The sequence below is a fragment of the Acidobacterium capsulatum ATCC 51196 genome (assembly GCF_000022565.1).
In the GTDB taxonomy this organism is placed as follows: Bacteria; Acidobacteriota; Terriglobia; order Terriglobales; family Acidobacteriaceae; genus Acidobacterium; species Acidobacterium capsulatum.
In genome coordinates, this window is the sequence record NC_012483.1 from 3,086,442 (window position 1) to 3,104,208 (window position 17,767).

The 17,767-nt window shown below is 59.5% G+C and carries 14 protein-coding genes; all 14 read right to left on the bottom strand.

The genetic code is table 11. The annotated features are described in order from the left end of the window. Window positions 1-49 precede the first annotated feature (49 nt). Entirely contained in the window at window positions 50-298 is a 249-nt protein-coding gene (locus tag ACP_RS12720; protein WP_015897734.1) for an anti-sigma factor family protein, read from the bottom strand. After that, on the bottom strand, window positions 289-915 hold the full coding sequence (locus tag ACP_RS12725; RefSeq protein ID WP_015897735.1) for a sigma-70 family RNA polymerase sigma factor: 627 nt from the start codon (window positions 913-915) through the stop codon (window positions 289-291). The genes ACP_RS12720 and ACP_RS12725 overlap by 10 nt, the downstream gene beginning before the upstream one ends. After that, complete coding sequence (locus tag ACP_RS12730; RefSeq protein ID WP_015897736.1) at window positions 912-1,388, bottom strand: DoxX family protein; 477 nt, start codon at window positions 1,386-1,388, stop codon at window positions 912-914. Before ACP_RS12730 ends, ACP_RS12725 begins: the two co-directional genes overlap by 4 nt. A gap of 87 nt (window positions 1,389-1,475) precedes the next feature. After that, window positions 1,476-2,384 (bottom strand): HvfC/BufC family peptide modification chaperone, encoded by a 909-nt coding sequence (locus ACP_RS12735; RefSeq protein WP_015897737.1) that lies wholly within the window; start codon window positions 2,382-2,384, stop codon window positions 1,476-1,478. Next, the gene (gene bufB / locus ACP_RS12740; RefSeq protein WP_015897738.1) at window positions 2,381-3,271 is read right to left on the bottom strand and encodes an MNIO family bufferin maturase; all 891 of its coding nucleotides are present in this window, start codon (window positions 3,269-3,271) and stop codon (window positions 2,381-2,383) included. Before bufB ends, ACP_RS12735 begins: the two co-directional genes overlap by 4 nt. Window positions 3,272-3,360: 89 nt before the next feature. Beyond that, window positions 3,361-3,654, bottom strand: a complete 294-nt coding sequence (locus ACP_RS12745) for a hypothetical protein (RefSeq protein ID WP_015897739.1) — start codon at window positions 3,652-3,654, stop codon at window positions 3,361-3,363. Window positions 3,655-3,990: 336 nt separating this feature from the next. Continuing rightward, entirely contained in the window at window positions 3,991-7,695 is a 3,705-nt protein-coding gene (locus ACP_RS12750) for a TonB-dependent receptor (protein ID WP_015897740.1), read from the bottom strand. Window positions 7,696-8,016: 321 nt separating this feature from the next. Next, window positions 8,017-10,401: a pectinesterase family protein gene (locus ACP_RS17440; RefSeq protein WP_015897741.1), complete on the bottom strand. Its 2,385-nt coding sequence runs from the start codon at window positions 10,399-10,401 to the stop codon at window positions 8,017-8,019. 118 nt (window positions 10,402-10,519) lie between these two features. Then, window positions 10,520-11,269 carry a FadR/GntR family transcriptional regulator gene (locus ACP_RS12760; protein WP_015897742.1) on the bottom strand — a complete coding sequence of 250 codons (750 nt, stop codon included), beginning with the start codon at window positions 11,267-11,269 and terminating at the stop codon, window positions 10,520-10,522. Window positions 11,270-11,425: 156 nt separating this feature from the next. After that, window positions 11,426-12,712: a glycoside hydrolase family 28 protein gene (locus ACP_RS12765; RefSeq protein ID WP_015897743.1), complete on the bottom strand. Its 1,287-nt coding sequence runs from the start codon at window positions 12,710-12,712 to the stop codon at window positions 11,426-11,428. A 128-nt stretch (window positions 12,713-12,840) separates the two neighbouring features. Further along, window positions 12,841-13,614, bottom strand: coding sequence for an SDR family NAD(P)-dependent oxidoreductase (locus tag ACP_RS12770; protein ID WP_015897744.1), 774 nt, complete (start codon window positions 13,612-13,614; stop codon window positions 12,841-12,843). Window positions 13,615-13,750: 136 nt separating this feature from the next. Beyond that, window positions 13,751-15,028, bottom strand: coding sequence for a tagaturonate epimerase family protein (locus tag ACP_RS12775; RefSeq protein WP_015897745.1), 1,278 nt, complete (start codon window positions 15,026-15,028; stop codon window positions 13,751-13,753). Window positions 15,029-15,141: 113 nt separating this feature from the next. Continuing rightward, window positions 15,142-16,416: a nickel-dependent putative hexonate epimerase gene (locus ACP_RS12780; protein WP_015897747.1), complete on the bottom strand. Its 1,275-nt coding sequence runs from the start codon at window positions 16,414-16,416 to the stop codon at window positions 15,142-15,144. Continuing rightward, window positions 16,413-17,741, bottom strand: a complete 1,329-nt coding sequence (locus ACP_RS12785) for an MFS transporter (protein ID WP_015897748.1) — start codon at window positions 17,739-17,741, stop codon at window positions 16,413-16,415. The genes ACP_RS12780 and ACP_RS12785 overlap by 4 nt, the downstream gene beginning before the upstream one ends. Window positions 17,742-17,767: the final 26 nt, after the last annotated feature.

The window sequence follows — 17,767 nt, forward strand, 5'->3', positions numbered from 1 at the left end:
CGCGAGACGGGCGAAATTCGCTGATCCTATCTTCCAATAGGCGTCCTTGTCACGGCGAACTGGATGCCCGTATCTCTTCGTCGAGGCGTGCGTGCAGGCGTTCGCTGAAGCCGGCAGGCAGCTCAAAGACGCGATCGTCCGCTGTCAGGATGAGGATGTTGCGCGTGGAGTCGAGCACTGCCGAGCAGATGCTGCAGTGTTCCAGATGCTTCTGCACGACTTCGCGCACTTCTGGCGCCAGCGTGTTGTCGAGGTAGCCAGAGATGGCGTCCCATACGTGCTTGCAATCTATGACCACGGGAACCACCTCCTTTTTGGGTTGAGATGTTTGAGCTGCGGGGCCAGCTCTTTTTGCAGCAGCAGACGTGCGCGATGCAGACGAACCTTGGCGGCAGAGACCGAGATGTTGAGCGCGGCCGCGCACTCGTTGACGCTGAGCTCTTCGAGGTCGCGCAGCAGAAAAATCTCCCGATAAATAAGCGGCAGATGGTCAATCGCGGCGCGCAGCAGGGTGCGCACCTCGGCGCGCTCCAGCATCTCGGAGGGAATCTCACGCCAGTCGCGCAGCAGGGCGGGGGAGACGTGCGGCGTGCCGTCCTCATGGGTCTCGTCGATGGAGTCAGTGGGCGCCTGGTTTTTGCGGCGCAGCCGGCCGCGCGCCTCATTGAGCGCGATGCTGACGAGCCATGTGCCGAAGCGCGACTCGGCGCGAAAGGACGGAAGCGCGCGCCAGGCCTTGAGAAAAGCTTCTTGTGTGACCTCTTCGGCGTCGGCCTCGTTTTTGAGGATCGCGAACGTCATGACATACACATGGCGTTCGTAGGGGCGGATGAGGTCATGAAAGAGCTCTTTCTGGCCCGCGAGAATAGCGGCGATGATGCGTGCTTCGCCGTTCTCTGCGAGAGTATCTGTCATGCTTGCTGGGTCCGCTGGCGATATTGTTTCGCAATCAAGGTGTCAACAGAGATCCATCCCGCGCCGAAGATGAGTACGAGCAGAGCGGCGAAGAGGAAGGTGTAAGCAGCGTCTCCGTAGAATGTGCCCGGGTCCGAGATGACGGAGAAGAGCGCGTCGCGCGAGGCGGTCCAGTAGGCAACGAGCATATTGATGGTGAGGATGAGGCCGGTGAGCCGCGAGGCAAGGCCGAGAATGAGCAGGATGCCGCCGAAGAACTCGACGCCGGCGACAAAGTGCGCATTGAAGGCGGGGAACGGAATGCCGAGCGATTGGAAGAATCCGGTGACCTTATGGATGTGCTGCATCTTGCCCCAGCCGGCCTGCGCGAACTGCCATCCCCAATAGAGGCGGACGAGCAGCAGGAAAGGACTCTGAAGCAGCGAGGCCACGGACTGAAAGCGTTGGTAGCAGACGGCAAAGAGTTTGATCACGTTCGTATCCTTCAAAGCCGCGCGAATTTTTTAAGTGTGCTGCGGAGCTGCCCCGAATGGCAGCTCGTGTTTTATGTGCGGCAAACCTTAGAGTGCATTTTCTGCCGGAGGGTTACAGAACCAGCCCATGGTCGCGAAATATCCGAACGCGGACTGGAGCCATGCGGGCTGTTCCTCTTCAGAAAGCTGCGAGCCGTGGAAGGCAGCTTCGATGGCTTCGCCAAGAGTGCAGCCTTGCTCGATGGCGCGGAGCAACTGGTAGTCCTCACGCTCGATGCGGCGGTAATAAACCGAATCATCATACCGATGCACAGCGATGAAGATGTGCTCGCGTGGCATGGCACGCAGGCGGCGTGCGCGGCGCGCGGCATAGCCGGTGGAGGCGCTGTTGCTGGAGCCGTCGCTGCTGCCGTCCTCATTGCGGACAGCGATGAGCGCGTCGTCAATCGCGGAGTGCGCCTCGATGAGGCGCAGGTAGGGCTGCAGCGTGAGGCGTGAGTCTTCGCCCAGCGCGGCCATTTGTTCTGGAGTGAGGCCGGGCCATGCGGCGTTGTCAAAGGCTTCGATGTGCGCCCACTCGAGTGCGGCCAATTCAAGAGCGAGTTCCGTATGGGGCGCGGTGAGTTCGGGGTGCGCCTGCAGCCACTCCACGAGGCGCGAGCCGAGGTTGCGCAGGCTGAACGAAGTGGAGGGGCAGTCGGTGAGATAGCCCTGCATGATGCGCTGGAAGCGGCGGTTGCCGGTGACGGCCTGCAGGCCGGGGAAGTCCTCTTCAAAGCTGGCAAAGAGCCGGAACCAATATTGGCGATTGTAGATTTCAAGACGCTCGAAGGAACTGAGGCGGTCGTTGGGAGCAATGATGGCGCCGGCTTCGCGCTCGCTGGAGATGCCGGCGGCACTGCGGCGGCGCATGCCATGTTGCGCAGTGAGCGGCTGCATGACGCAGGCGGCCATGCGCTGTTGAATTTCACGAAGCTGGCTGCGCGGCTCGCTCATCGTGCGGCCGCCGTTTCTGCTTCCAGTGTTTCGGCATGAGCGGCGAGCTTCTGCGCGGCTTTGGCGAGATAGCGATTGGCCTTGAGAGCCTCGGCATGCACCTCGTCAAAGGTGGGAATGTTGTCGTCCCACTCGAGCAGCGTGGCGGTAGGCCCGCAGCGCTCAATGGCGCGCTCGTAGAGCTTCCAGACGGGGTCGAGAACGGGGTGGTCGTGCGTGTCGAGAATGTACTTCTCAAACTTTGAGTGCCCGGCAATGTGAATCTGCGCCACGCGCTCGGCGGGCACTGCGTCCACATAGGTGCGCGGGTTGAAGTTGTGATTCTGCGAGGAGACGTAGATATTGTTCACGTCGAGCAGGATGCCGCAGTCGGCCTGCTCGACGACTTCGTTCAGGAACTCCCACTCGGTCATCTCGGAGACGTGGAACTCGGCATAGCTGGAGACGTTTTCAACGACAACGGGAACTTCGACGAAGTCCTGCACGTGGCGGATGTTTTCGGCGGTCTTGCGAACGGCCTCCCAGGTGTAGGGCATGGGGAGCAGATCGTGCGTGTAGCGGCCATCCACCGAGCCCCAGCAGAGATGGTCAGAGAGCCATGGAGTGCCGGTGCGGCGCACGAGCGCCTTGAGGCGCTTGAGGTGCTCGCGATTGAGCGGATCGGCAGAGCCGAAGTACATGGAGACGCCATGCTGCACGACGCGGTATTGCTCAAGAATGCTGTCGAGCACGGTCAGCGGGCGGCCCGCATCGACCATGTAATTTTCCGAGATGATTTCAAACCAGTCGACGACCGGCTTGTTCTCGAGGATGTGGCGATAGTGGGGGACGCGCAGGCCGATGCCGACGCCGTAGTCGGTGAATCCATTGAAGCGATTGGCAGGCATGGTGCGGGCTCTGATTCCTGAATCTTCTTGAGGGAGGGTTGCGGGTCTGCTGCAACGGCGTTGACCGGAGACAGCAGACCCGCGGGAGATTACATGGGGTGTTCGGTGTTGCAGCCGCCCTTGCCCTTGCAGCTGTTCTTGCCCTTGCAGCCGTTGTCGCCAGACTTGCAGCCACCCTGGCCCTTACAGTCATTCTTGCCCTTACAAGAGTGCTTGCCCATGGCGGTCTTCTTGCCGTGAGCGAAGGCGCCGAGCATGGCCTGGCCGGCAACGTTCACCGTAGCGTTGGAAGAGACCGGAGCCGCATGCAGAATAACGGGGGTCGCGCCGAGCAGACCGGTGACGGCCGCGCTCAGCATCATGGCTTTGAGAGAGTGCTTCATGAGAAATCCTCCTGGGATTGCAGACCCGCCGTTGGGGAGCGGTCTGTGCATGGTTAGAGTAACTGGAGTGGATGTGGTTACAGGCCCGTGAGAAATTTTCTTCGCGAGTCCGGCGGAGACTTCTGTGTGTCGTACGAGCTAACCGGGTCGCATGGATGGATTGCGGCAGTGTTGCCGGTCCTCGGGGGCGGCCGGGTTTGATCGACGCCATGATAGCGCTTTTTTAGGTGAGCGGTCGCGGGGAGGGGCCGGGATTGGCTTAAGGGGAAGAAACAAATGGCGCGAGGCTGTCAGGCCTCGCGCCGATCAAGGAGGTTGGAACCTGAGTGAGTCAGGCTAGAAGACCAGCCGTCCGCCGATCTGGACCTGGCGGGAGCTGTTGGATTGTGCGGTGATCAGGCCGAACTTGGAGGTGGGATCGACACCGGGCGCTTTGAAGAGCGGATGATTCAAAGTGTTGAAGGTTTCAAAGCGGAGCTGGAAGTAGGTTCCTCCGTGGATGGGGAAGTCTTTGAGCACCGAGGAGTCGAGGTTGTTGATGCCATCCTGACGGATGGAGGAGAGGGTGAGCGGGAAGGTGCGGATGTGGTACGAAAACTGATCCGCGCTCGCGAGGTCGAAGGCGCTTGTGCTGATCGCAGAGCCGTTGTTCACAACCTTATTGTTGATGGTAATGGGCTGGCCGGTGGTGACCATGTCGTAGGTCCAGTAGATGGGCGCACCGGTCTGGTAGGTATAGATACCATTGATGACCCACCCGCCTACGAGTTCGTTGAGCCAGTGGGATTTGACGTCGATCCACTTGCCTTTGCCGAAGGGTAGATCGTAGGTGCCTCCGAGGACAAAGTGATTGGTGAAGTCGAAGGGCGAGATGTGCTTGTACGGTTTGGGATCGGTGTCGTTGAGGAAGACGTCCTCGTCCTCAAGCTTGGACCAACTGTAGTTGGCCACGAGCCAGAGACCGTGAGACATGCGGTGCTCAATGCGGGCGTCGAGGGCGTTGAAGAAAGATTGGCCGATCGTGGCGTTGTCTTCAAAGACGCCCTGGCTGTTCTGGGTGCCACCGACCTGGTTGCCGCCCGTTTCGCCCGTATCGTACTGAGGATAGCGCGACAGAATTTGCGCCACCGAGACCGTCTTTGCTTTTCCGATCGTAGTGCCCTTCATTTGCGAGATGTTGTAGAAGGGGTTGGAGACTGTCTGCGTAAGAGTGTTGATCGTGTTCTGGTCGCGAGTCGGTAAAGTGCTGAGGTATTGGGCAGGAATGTCGTTGTACTGAACGGTCGAAACGGGCATGTGCACCATGTGGTTGCCGACGTAGTCGATCTCCAGCATGGTATTTGCGTTCAGTGACTGCTGAATGCCGATATTCCAGCGCAAAGAATAGGGGTCTGTCGGATGAGGATCGATGAAGTTGATGACGTTCTGTCCATCGAAAGTCGCCAAACCAAGAGAAGAACCCGTGGGCTGCGAAAATCCATCCGGGTAAGGATTGCCAAGCGTGGAGGATGGACTCAGGTAGTTATTGTTCGTTGGATTAAAGGTGGTGGAGGCGCTGAAGCCCTCGGTATTGAGGATTGGGTTCGAGGACCATGTGCCATTGCCGGCCAGATTGGCGATGGTGTACTGGCTGACGAACATGCCAAATCCACCGCGAACCACCGTTTTGTTATCCAGCCACGACGGCGACCAGGAGAAGCCGATGCGCGGGCTGAACCAATGGGAGTTGGTCTGATAGTAAGCGCCGTTTTTACTGTTCGGGAAGGTAAGACCGCCCAGCACCTGGAACTGGCTGGCGGGCAGTTGCGAGATCGGGTTGGCCGCATAGGCTGCTTCTGCCTGCGCGGCGACCGGGTTTTGTGAAGTGGTGTCGAAGCCGTTCACGACCCGGCCGAATTTTTCGTAGTAAGGGGAATCGTGGTCGAAGCGCAGACCAAGATTCAGTGTCAGTGTCGGAGAGATGCGCCAGTCGTCCTGCACAAATGCGCCCACATAGTAAGTGTGGAAGGTGCTGCGCGCGTTGATGTCGTACTCGCCCTTGGTCGGCAGGCCCATCAGGAAGGAAGCGAGGTCACCGCCGAAGGTAGGCGATGCCGAGCCGGAAGATTGCTGCACCCAGTTGGTGCCGAACTGGAAGTAGCCATCAGGATATTTGTTGGCGATAGAGTCAAGCCGGTATTCGCGAGCATCGATACCAAACTTGAGGTTGTGCTTGCCGACGGTCTTAATGACGTCGCCGAATATCTGATAGGACTGCGATGGGACATGTGAATAAGACTCGCCCCCAAGGCATTGAAAGCTGGTCTGGCTGCCGCAGCTTCCGAACTCAACATAAGGAATCTGCAGGTGCTGAGAGTTTTGGGCCAGTGAATCGGGAAAGCCCAGAGTGGAAGGGCTGACGCCATCGCTCGGCTGGCCTTCAATCTGGTTGAAGTAGGTCCAGTTGAAGCGTACGTCCATAAAGGTGGAGGGGTTGAAGGTGTGCGTGCCGTCGAGCGTTGCGCCCCAGTTTTCGCGAGTGAGGCTTTCACCTGTAGCGATGTTGTTAAAGAAATTGTTCTTGGATTGTGTGCGGATGTTGTGGCGGATATCGAAGTAGAGATGCGTGGTCTCTGTGACGTTATAGTCGAGGCGGCCTAGCTCATTGTTGAAGTTGTCGATGCTGGGTGCGTTGCTGATGTAGTTGTCTTCGCCGTTTGCCTGCCCCGTCGTATTGGGCTGCGGATAGAGTTTGAGATAGTTTGCCGCAACGGAATCGATGGAGATGCCAGCGTTGGCGAAGTTGTTGCCGGGAATCGGCTGGCGCGTGATCGTCTTTCCGCTTTCTGTGGCGGTAAACGGGTTGTAGAGCTGGTAGGGGTTTGGTTTTCCATCAGAGCAGACGGCAGAGTCGCCGTTCTTGTATCCGTTAGGGCAACCAAGCGGCAACAATGCCGAGAAATCGCCAGTGCGTTCCGCCGCCGTGGGAACGGTGGCGAGGTCGGTGGAGGGCTGCGAGTCCTTCAAGCCTTCCCACGCAAAGAGCCAGAAGAGCTTGTTGCGGCCATCGTAGACGTGTGGAATCCAGACTGGACCTGAGGCCTCGACGCCGTACTGGTTGAAATGGGTGACTGCAATGGGCACACCCTTTTGGTCATTGATGTACGAGTTGGCGTCGAGCGCGGAGATCTGGCCGAACTCATAAGCAGCGCCGTGGATATGGTTGCCGCCGGATTTGAGAATCTGATTGATGACGCCGGCCTGCGTGTGGCCGAAGGAGGCGTCAGTATCAAACGCGGTGACGCTGACCTGCTGCACGGCTTCCTGCGGCGGGCTGTAGGCCAGGGTGTAGTTCCAGAGCTCGTCGGGGGAGCCGTCGAGCAGGATTTCGCTGGTCTGCGAGGGGGAGCCACCGATGCTCCAGGCTGCGGCGCCGTTGTTGTCAAAGGGGTGCACCTGCGAGGGCTGCGCCGTGTCGAGCACGCCGATGGCGAGTTGAGAGAGCATCATGGGCGTGCGGCCGTTGAGCGGGAGGTCAGCGACTTCTTTGGTCGTGATGGTCTGGCCGATGGAGCCGTTGGCGGTGTTGAGCAATGGGGCAGCCGCAGTGACGGTCACGGTCTGAGCGGTGCTGCCGATTTCCATCTGCAGATCAATGATGAGATGGGCGCTGGCATCGAGCGCTATGCCTTTGCGGACGGCCTGCTTGAAGCCCGTTTTTTGCACGGCAATGGTGTAGTGGCCGGGCAGCAGCAGCGGGATGACGTACTGGCCCGTGCCGTTGGAGACAGTCTTAGCGGTGGTTCCGCTGGAGGTTTCTGTCACCGTGACGCTGGCACCCGGGATGGCCGCGCCGGTGGAGTCAGTGACGGTGCCGGAGATGGTGCCGCGGAATTCCTGCGCGGCGGCTGGCCTTGCCTGCAATGCGAAGAAGACGGCCAGCAGGAGAATTCCGGAGACGACGGGCCTGGCCCATCCTGACGGATGGAAGCGGCGAACGATTGAGTGCGTGTTGCGCGGCAGGCAAAACGCACTGCCCCGCTGGAGATCCAGCCTCGACATAGTTACATTCCTTTTTTCAGTCCGGATGAGGCGCCGCCCGCACGGGGGAAGACGGGTGAAGCCGCTCGCGGCTGCTCAGTGGATGTGCGGTACTGTGGTACGACCACTTTTCAGTACGGCACCGAGTCTGCCCCTTCCACCTGGCGACTGTCAAGAGGGAAGAAAAGGCCGCTTCAAGACGCCGCCTTGTTTGTTGATTCGATGAGCTTTGTGCTGATATTTGAGCTGGAAGTAAAGGGGCGGAACGAGGAAAGCTCGCCGCCGCCTGGCGAGATGATAAAACGCAGAGAGGTGCGACCTCATCTCAGGCGAGATGCAACGCTATTGGACCGCAGGAAGCAAAGAAAGGAGGCGGATAAGGTCGGCTTCGGCATTCCAGGAGGGGTAGAAATGAGCCAATGTAAAACGATTTTGCTGGGATGCGGTGAGCTGGTGTGAGTATGGCTCGCGGGCGGCAGGGTAGGCTCCGGGACCGGTAGAGTGGAACTCGGCAAACCATGCGGTTGCGAGCGAGTGCGTCACGCCGGGATGCCATTCGCGCCACCCGGCGGCGGCGATTTGCGGCCCCATGAAGGTGTGGAGGAAGATGACCGTTGCGTACGGACGCCAGGGGCGGCCGAGCCAGACATTTGTTACGCCGGGCTCGGCGAGGAGGCGGCAATGATCGAAGACGAACGCGCTGTCTTGCTGGGGAGCGTCTTTGGATTGCGCAGTGATCATGCCTTCGCTATGCGGCGTACTGATGAGGGTGCAGTTCTGAAAGTATGCCTTGCTGTTGCCGAAGATGAAATCAACATTGCCGGCGATGGTGCAGTGCGAAAAGAGCTGTCGCGCGGTGGTGCAGGCGGTGTGCGCCGCGTTGCACTTGCGTGAGCCGGCGTAGAGCGTGTCCTGATTGCCGAGCAGGCGAACGTGCGTGAGGATGGCCTTGTCCGCAGTGATGGCGAGGGCGACTGCTTGTGAGCCCTGGGAAACTTGAGTGTGGGTGCGATTCCAGTCATTGGCGATGGTGAGGTTGGCAGCGAAGAATCCGTTGCCGCGCACGGTGACAGTCGCCGACTGCAGGGTTCCGCCGGAGGTACCAGCGCTTTTGTCGTCAACGATGACGGTACTCGAAGGATCAGGGCCGCCGCCGATCAGGTGGATGTTTGGCTTATCGATGACGACGGCTTCGCGATAGGTGCCGGGAGCGATGTGGATGATGGCGCCGGTAGCGGGAGCCGCGTCAATGGCCGATTGCACGGTATGGTACTCGCCGGTGCTGTCTTTGGAGACATAGAGCGCATGGTCTTGCGGGATGGTGCCTGCGGAGGGCGGAACTGAAGTGTTGAGGGGGAACGCCGGAAAGCTGTTGGCGCATGCGGGCGGCGCGCCGGGGTGAGGATGCTGAGTTTCCGCGATGGTGACTCCGGTGCCGGAGCCCGGAACAAAATTACCCAGCGCCGGACCGAGCGTGAAGTGTGCAAAGGCGGTCTGCATTCTGGAGTGTGAAAGGTCATCGGCCCAGACATTATCGAACTGTACGGCGAGCGAATGGACGGCATCCTCGCCGAGCAGCGTGTAATCTCCGTGCGTGAGAATGTGAACGTTCTGGAGCAGGATGTCGCGGTACTGCGGTACGAGATTGCCGTGTTTGCGGGCATAGTGAGGTGTGAGCAGAATGGGGTGCGGCACATCGCGCATGCAAATGTTGCGGTAGGTGACGTGATCCACGAGTCCGCCACGGCTGAGGTCAGACTTGATGCGAATGCCGTTGGTGGTTCCGTCGAGGGAGAGGTTTTCGACGAGGATGTCACGAACGCCGCCATTGGTCTCACTGCCGATGGACATGCCGTGGCCGGAGTAGAAATGATCATCAGAGATGGTCATGTGCGAAGACGAGCCGCCCGTTCCAGCCTTGATGGCAACGTCATCATCGCCGTCGCGGATATAGGAATGCGTGATGGTTACATTTTCTGAAGCCGCAGGGTCAATGCCATCGGTGTTGCGGGCTGTGGCCGGCGTGTCGATGCGGACTCCCCAGGCCGTGAATCCATTGGTGTGGTTGAGGAGTACGTGAAAGTTGGGCGAGTTGCGCAGGGTGATGCGGTAGAGGATGAAATTATTCGAGCGGTTGATGACCAGGATGCGCGGGCAGCTCTGGTTGAGATCGCGAATCTTGGCTTGGTGCGCGAGATCCCACCAGGTGACTTTCTGGCCGAGCAGCGTAGCGCCGCCGCGGCCGTCAATGACGCCGTTGCCCATGATGCCTGAGCCGGGAGCATGATCGGCAGTGATGAGGGGTTTGCATCCGTGTCCGCGCTGATTGACCACGCCGCAACTGCCGGGTGTGAGGTCGTAGTCGCGTGGATTGCGCGAGGCGTAAAGCGCTGTGCCGGAGTCAACGCGCAGGGTGATGCCACGGCGCAACTGGAGCGGGCCGCTGAGGAATATGTCGTCTTCGCCAGAGGAGCGAAGCTCGACCGCGTGGCCGAGTGTGCAATGGTTGATGGCTTGCTGGATGCGCGTGGTGTCTTCCTGCTGCTCTTCAAATGCGGTTAATTTGCCGCCCGGAGCGGAGAGATGAGCCGTAAGGGTGACGCATGCTGCGGGGAAGTGAGGTTCGACCACGTGGCGGGTATCCTGCGCATGAATCATCGCGGGACAAAGAGCTATCAAAGCTGACACAAGCGCGACACTGGCGCGGCGAAGCGGGCTTCCCGGCATGCAGAATGTCTCCTCGGCAATGGTCTTACCACTGTACCGATGACAAGTCTAATGCAGATGCGCGCGGCAGGGAATAGCGGTGGCGCCAGGCCCCCTTAAAGGTGTGGGATTAGGTGGTCTATGTTGTGGGACGGCGGGCTGCAGCCGCGGCATTTCTTTTACGCGTGCCCTCGTCTTCGGTGTTCTGGGAGACTTCGGCCAGGCGCAGATGTTGCTCCATGAGCCGTCGCGCTTCGGCTGGTTTGCGGCCACGGATGGCTTTGTAGATTTCGCGATGGAGTTCGGCGGACTCGCGCAGGTCGCGGGAGCGCTCGACGGTCTTGCGGCGCTTGTCATAGAGCGCGGAGGTGATGGTCTCCATGAGCGCAGCGAGAATGGGGTTGCCGGAGGCTCGCGCGATGGTGCGATGAAAGCTGACATCGTGAATGAGATATTCGGCGGGCTTTTCAAAGGTCGCATACATCTCGGCGACTTCTTCGGCGAGGGCGCTGTGGTGCTCTTCTTTGCCGCGCTCGGCCGCGAGCGCGGCGAGGTTGCTCTCAAGAATGAGGCGCGCCTCAAACATCTGCCAGGGCTGAAAGCCGTGCAGGGCGCCCATGAGATCGAAGGATGACTTACCGAGATCGGGCGGCCCGTCTGCCACGAAGGTTCCGACGCCGTGACGAACCTTCATCACGCCCATGGCCGCGAGGTAGCCGATGCCGGTGCGCAGGCTGGCGCGGCTGATCTTGAGCATCTGGGCAAACTCGCGCTCGGGCGGAATTTTGTCGCCGGGCTGGAGGGTGCCATCCTCAATGAGCTTGCGAATATGGTCGACCACCTGCATGGTGCGGTGAGTGTCGGGCTTGTCTTTCTTCGGTCTCGGCATAAAGGTTCTATTGATCTCCCGAAGCTGACTGGAATGAGAGAAATGCCGTGAGACTGCCATGAGTCAATGGAGGCATTCCGTCGCGGTTATCGTAGCAGGTAGCGGGGGAACAGGTCGAACCACAATTGCGGCGCAACTTGTTCCCCGCCGTGTTAGCTAGTGCAGGATCAGACGGGCTCCGCTGAGGCGGGTGATGCCCGGGCCCTTTTCGCTGTGGACTGTGAAGTGCGTGGCCGTGACTTGTGCGTTGCTGATGACCATGCCTTTCTGTGCGTCAATGGAGACGTTTTTGAGCACGACATCACGGATGGGAGCTTCCGGAAGCCCGGCGATAGCTCCGGCGTTCTTTGAGTTGGTGGCGGTTACGTTTTCGACCGTGATGTTGTGAAAGTGTGGCGTCAGGCGAGTGATGGGCGCGGGATTGTCAGGCATCGGCGGGTAAATGTGAGGGTAGAACTCGCTGATGATGAGCGCATTCTTCACATTTGTCATCTGGATGTTTTTGAAGACAAGATCACTGACGTCGTTGCCGCGATCACGGTTGGCTTTGACACGGATCCCGTTGTCGGTGCCGGTCATGGTGATGTTTTCGGCAAGAATATGCTGCGCTCCGCCCGCGATTTCACTGCCCACTGATAGGCCGTGCCCATGCAGAAAAATGCAGTCGCGAATGGTGATGTAGGTGCTCGGCGCGTCGGGCCCCGGAGAGTTGGCTTCGCCGGACTTGATGGCGATATCGTCGTCACCCACATTGGCCACGACATGCTCAATGAGCACATGAGAGGACGAGAACGGGTCAATGGCATCCGTATTGGGGGCGTGTTGCGGCGCGAGCACGTGAATGTTGCGGATGATGACATCGTCAGAGTAGTAGGGCACAATCTGCCACATGGGCGAGTTCTCTACGGTGACGCCCTCAAGCACCACATGCTTGCAGTGATTGAAGACGATGAGGCGCGGACGCGTATACTGCGATCCCATGACGCCTGTGTCCTTGTGCTCGCGTGCCATCTTCCACCAAGAGGCTCCGTTGCCGTTGATGGTGCCCGCGCCTTCGATGGTGATGTTCGAAGCATTTTGGGCGCTGATGAGGGATTGGCGGCCGGGTGCGCGAAATTCTGTGATGGCCGGGTAATCGTTGAAGTCAGGCGAGCCGAGCAGCGTTGCACCTTTCTCCAGCTTTAGCGTGATGTTGCTTTTGAGCACGATGGGCGCGCTGAGATAGGTGCCGGGCGTGAGCAAAACTGTTCCCCCGCCACGTTTGGCGCACGCATCAATGGCGTGCTGGATGGCGGCGGTGTCTTTGCTGACGCCGTCGCCTTTGGCGCCATAACTGTGTGGGTTGCATGTGGTCATACCGGGGGCGGCATGAGCGGATGGGACTGCGAGCAGTGAGGCGATGCCTGCGGCAGCCATAAAAAGAGCGAGAAGGCGGTTCTGCATCCAGGGACTCCTTGGAAATTCACCGTCCCGATGATATCGCAATGCGAGTGCTGTGGTCATACCACATAAAAAAGAAACAGGATTTCCGTGTATGGAAATCCCGGTAGGAGAAAGGAGGGTGGAAGTTTTTACTGATTGACGCCGGAGGCGAGGAAGCCGCCATCGACAACGATGGTTTCTCCGGTGACGTAGGAGCAGGCCTCGGAGGAGAGGAAGATAGCCGCGCCGACGACTTCTTCTGTTTTTCCGAAGCGGCCCATGGGGGTGCGCATCAGCAGCTCTTTGCCGCGCGGCGTGTTGTCAAGCAGGTCAGCGTTGAGTGCGGTGCGAAAGACACCGGGCGCGATGGCGTTGACGGTGATGCCATGCCGCGACCACTCCACCGCGAGCGAGCGGGTGAGTGAAACGACGGCAGCTTTGCTGGCGGCGTAGGCTGCGACCTCATTGAGCGCGACGAAGCTGTTGAGCGAGGCGATATTGATGATGCGCCCGTAGCCGCGGTCGAGCATGTGCTTGCCAAAGACCTGGCAGGCGCGCAGGGTGCCGGTGAGGTTGGTGTCAATGATGCTGTTCCACTCGGCCTCGTCCTGGGTGAGGGTGGGGGTGCGCTTGATTTTTCCGGCGCAGTTGATGAGGATGTCCACTTTGCCAAAGGCGTCGAGGGTAGCTGCAAGCAGGCCTTCGAGCGAGGCGCGGTCGCCCATGTCAGAGGTAATGCGGAGGGTCTTGCGTCCGCGCTGCTCGATGGCGTCGGCGGTTTCATCCACATTCTCTTTGCGGCGCGCGGAGGCGATGACATCGGCACCGGCGTCCGCAAGGCCAAGGCTGAGGGCCTTGCCGATGCCGGAGGTTCCGCCAATGATGACGGCGGTTTTGCCTGTGAGGTTGAAGAGCTGGCTCATGAATTCTCCTGCTTTTGGGTCTTTTCATGACCCGGCAATGTGATGGAGCGCAGGGACTAAAGCCCCTGTCTGTTCTGATGGTATTTGGCACGGCTAAAGCCGTGCCCTGATACATCCGCAATTCGGGTGGCTCTTGTTACCTGGCCGTGGCGAGGCCCAGAAAGACCGGGACGATGTGGCGGTCGTAGAGGTTTTCCGTCACGTTTTTTGCGACGACAGGTTCGTTGGCTTCGAGTAGATCAAGGTAGTGCCGGCCCTTTTTGGCCGCGATCTTGAAGCCGACATGCAGCAACTGGCGGAAGCTGGCGTTGTAGGCCGGGTTGGACTGCACGTGGCGAAGCGCGGAGGTATATTGCTCCGAGGTCCAGCCCTGCACGGCTTCCGGAGAAGGCAGCTTCGCGGGATCGATATCGATGACGGTTGCGTAAGGGCCGCAGAGCTCTTCGCGATGCGCGAAGGCATCGGCGTAGACATCTTTGGCGAGGGCGAGCGCTTTGCCACCGGCCTCGGCGAGGCCGATGATTTCTTCGAGCCAGGTGGTGCCGGCGGTCTTGAGGTGTACGCCACAATCAAACTTTTTCATCGTGCGATGAATGGCCGGGTAGATGGAAAACTTATCGCTGCCGGAGTGCACGCTGAGTTTGAGATTCGCGGGCAGTCCATAATGTTTGACGGCATAGGCGATGGCTGCGACATCGAGCTGCATTTCGCGCTCGAACTGCGCGACGTCGCCGACGTAATCGACGCCCTTGTTGAAGCGTCCGCTGAACTTGGGCGCGATGGTCTGGATGGGAATGCCTTCGTCAGCGATGGCGACGAGGATGATCAGCAGCTCGACGGGGCTTTGCGCGCGGTCGGTTTCGTCCATGGAGATTTCAGGAATGAACTGGCCTTCACCCTTGGCGGCGGCGATCTTGCGGTAGACTTCGCCAGCTTGTTTGACGGCCGCGAGAAATTTGGACGCGGTGCCGCGCAGATCTTCAGCGGTGATGGTGAAGGATTCGTCGATGCCGCTGAGTTCGATTTTGCCGAGCAGCTCAGGATGCTTGTTGACGAAGGCCTCGATGGCCTCAATGGGTGCGGCCTGACCGATCATGTCTGCAACGTCGATAGTGTAGAAATCGCAAGGCGCGAGAAAGCGATCCACCGTCTGCAGGGTAATGTGGTCGGCATCGCAGAAGTAAGGCTTACTCCAGCCAAGTTCTTTGACGGCGGCCTCGGCGGCGGCGCGCACACTGGCAGGCTCAGAGCCGATGATGGTGTGCTCGCGATTGGATTTGTTCCAGACCGGAATGATCTCGACGCCTTGCTTTGCTGCCAGAATGCAGGCCTGCAACTGTGCCTTGGCCTGATGCGCAAAGCGGTCGCCCGTGCCGAGGGAGTACTTCGGGAGTGTGAGTGTATTGCCAGCCAACTTAGGAGTCCTCGCTTTCGTGTTCCATCCATCCGCCATTGCGGGGGCCGAAGCCCTCAATCTTTTCAGTTCTGCGGGGCACGGCTGAACCCGTGCCCTGATACATGCAGGTGCTAATCTTTCAACTTCCCGCGCCAGGCCCAGAGGCCGAGGCCGGGATTTGCGATGAAGAAGACTTCTTCGCCATCGACATGGTTGTAGCCGTGCTGCAGCTTGTTGCGGTCGTAGCGCTGGCTGAGCGCGGCCAGATCTCCGTAGGAGAAGCCGACGCCTTCGACTTCTTCGCGTGTGAGATGACCGGGCGCCCAGGTGATTTTGAAGCGCCCCTCAGACGAGCCGTGAATGAGATGGGCCGCCGCGCTGAGGTCGTTGGCAAGATCAGGGTGTTTGCGAACGGCATCGAGCGTAGCCGGCGTGCCGCGATAGCCATACTTGCGAATGAGCGCGTCGATGCCTTTGTCTTCACCGAATTCGCGCACGCCGGGGGCGAGCACAATCAGCTCGGCATTATCTGCCAAGGCCATGCGCGTGCGATAGACGGCCTTGTTGCCGAGCCAGGTGCTGTGAAACTCATGGGGATCAAGATAGACGACGGCTTTCTGTATGGGTTGATCGAGAATCTCAAAATTCACTTTGAGGCTCAGTTCGGCGGCGCGCTCAAAGCACTCCACATCATCGCCAATGTAGAGGCCACGCACGGCGAGGCGGCCGTCTTCGGTGCGGCCCACGACGGTGAGCACGTAGACGATGGGCAGAGGATGCAGAAAGCGATCAGATGCGTAGTTGAGCACGCGGCGCACGGGATTGTCGGCGCGGCCCATGATGCGCTCCATGCCATAGACCGCACCGAGATAATGGCTGCGGTTGATACCTTCGCGGCCGCCGGTGCCGACGAGAATGTTTTTGTTGTAGTTAGCCATGCCGATGACTTCATGCGGAACCACCTGGCCGATGGAGAGGATGAGATCGAAGTTGCCTTCCGCGATGAGCTTGTTCACCTGTGCGGGCCAGGCGTAGTCGAGATGGCCTTCGGATTGTTCGCGAATGAATTCGGCAGGGACTTCGCCGAGAGTGACGATGTCGGTGCGCCAGTTATGGATGCGGAAGAGATCATGCGGCACATCGCCAAACATGCGCGTGATCTGCTCGGGCTGCATGGCGGCATGGGTGCCCAGCGCGGGCAGAATGGCCTGCATGCGTTCACCGTAGTGCTGCCATGCGAAGCGGGTGAGCTCGCCGGCATGCGAATGAGAGCGCGTCTGGTCCGGCGGAACGGCGAGCACGCGCTTGCGGTCGCCAAGCCTGGCGAGGCTCTCTGTGAGCAGAGATTGCAACTGCTCATGCGATAGTTCTGTGTCCGTGCTTCCGATGGCGCAGTAGAGGCTCATGCCGTGGTTCTTCCTTCATTCAGTTTGAGTTGGGCCGGCGCGAGTTCAGGAGTCATTGAGTGAATGATGACAAGTGCCAGCACGTAAGCCGCGCATGCGATGCCGAAGAGCGGGATGTAGCTGTGAGTGAAGTACACAATGTAGCCGGTCGCTAATTGAAACAGCGCGCCACCAATGGCGCCAGACATTCCGCCGATGCCGATCACGCTGCCGACCGCGGATTTCGGAAAGACGTCAGAGGGCAGAGTGAAGAGATTGGCCGACCATCCCTGATGAGCTGCTGTGGCCAGGCCGATGAGCGCGACGACGGCCCATAGATTATGAATGAACGGTGCCGCAAAGACAGGTACAACGCAAAGAGCGCAGATGAGCATGGCGGTTTTGCGCGAGACATTGAGGCTCCTGCCCGAGTTCAGCAGCAGCGATGAGATCCAGCCACCGCCCACGCTGCCCACGATGGAGATGCTGTAGACGATGACCAGTGGGAGCCGGTTGGAACTAAGGCTGAGTCCAAAAGTAGTCTGCAGATAGCGAGGCAGCCAGAAGAGATAAAACCACCAGATGGGGTCAGTGAGAAATTTGCCGATGGAGAAGGCCCAGGTTTCCTTGCAGGGCAGCACTTGCTTCCATGGAACTCTTTCAAGCTTTTCAACCGGGTCGCTGAGGATGAGCTGAAGCTCGGCCTCAGAAACGCTGCGGTGGTGTTCTGGCCGGCGATAGTAGATGAGCCAGATGATCAGCCAGACAATGCCGAGGCCGCCGGTGACCACAAATGCTCCGCGCCAGGTGACGAGGGCTACCAGTGTGGGAACGATGAGCGGCACGACGATGTTGCCGATATTCGCGCCGGAGTTGAAGATGCCCGTGGCCAGTGCCCGCTCGCGTTTGGGGAACCATTCGGCAACGGTCTTGATGCAGGCTGGGAAGTTGGCCGCCTCTCCGATGCCCAGCAGGAACATCGCAATGCCGAGAGTGATGACCGAGAATGCCGCGCCGGGCAGCATGGCGGCGATGCTCCACAGGCCGATGGCGATGGCAAAGGCTTTGCGTGTGCCGAGCTTGTCGGTGAGGCCGCCTGCCACGACCATGCCGATGGCATAAGCCACCGTGAATCCGGACAGAATATAGCCGTACTTGACGCTGTTGAGGCCCGGGATGATGCTTTGCAGGAATTTCTCAAGGTAGGCAAGAACGCCGCGATCCACGTACGCAATCACGGTGGCGAAAAAGAGCAGCGTGCAGATCACCCACCGCTGATGGGATGTCTTGTTCCCCGAGCCGAGGGTGCGAAAAAACGAATCTGACTTTGTGCCTTGCGCGGCCATTCCATCTCCAGGGCTGCGAATGGGGG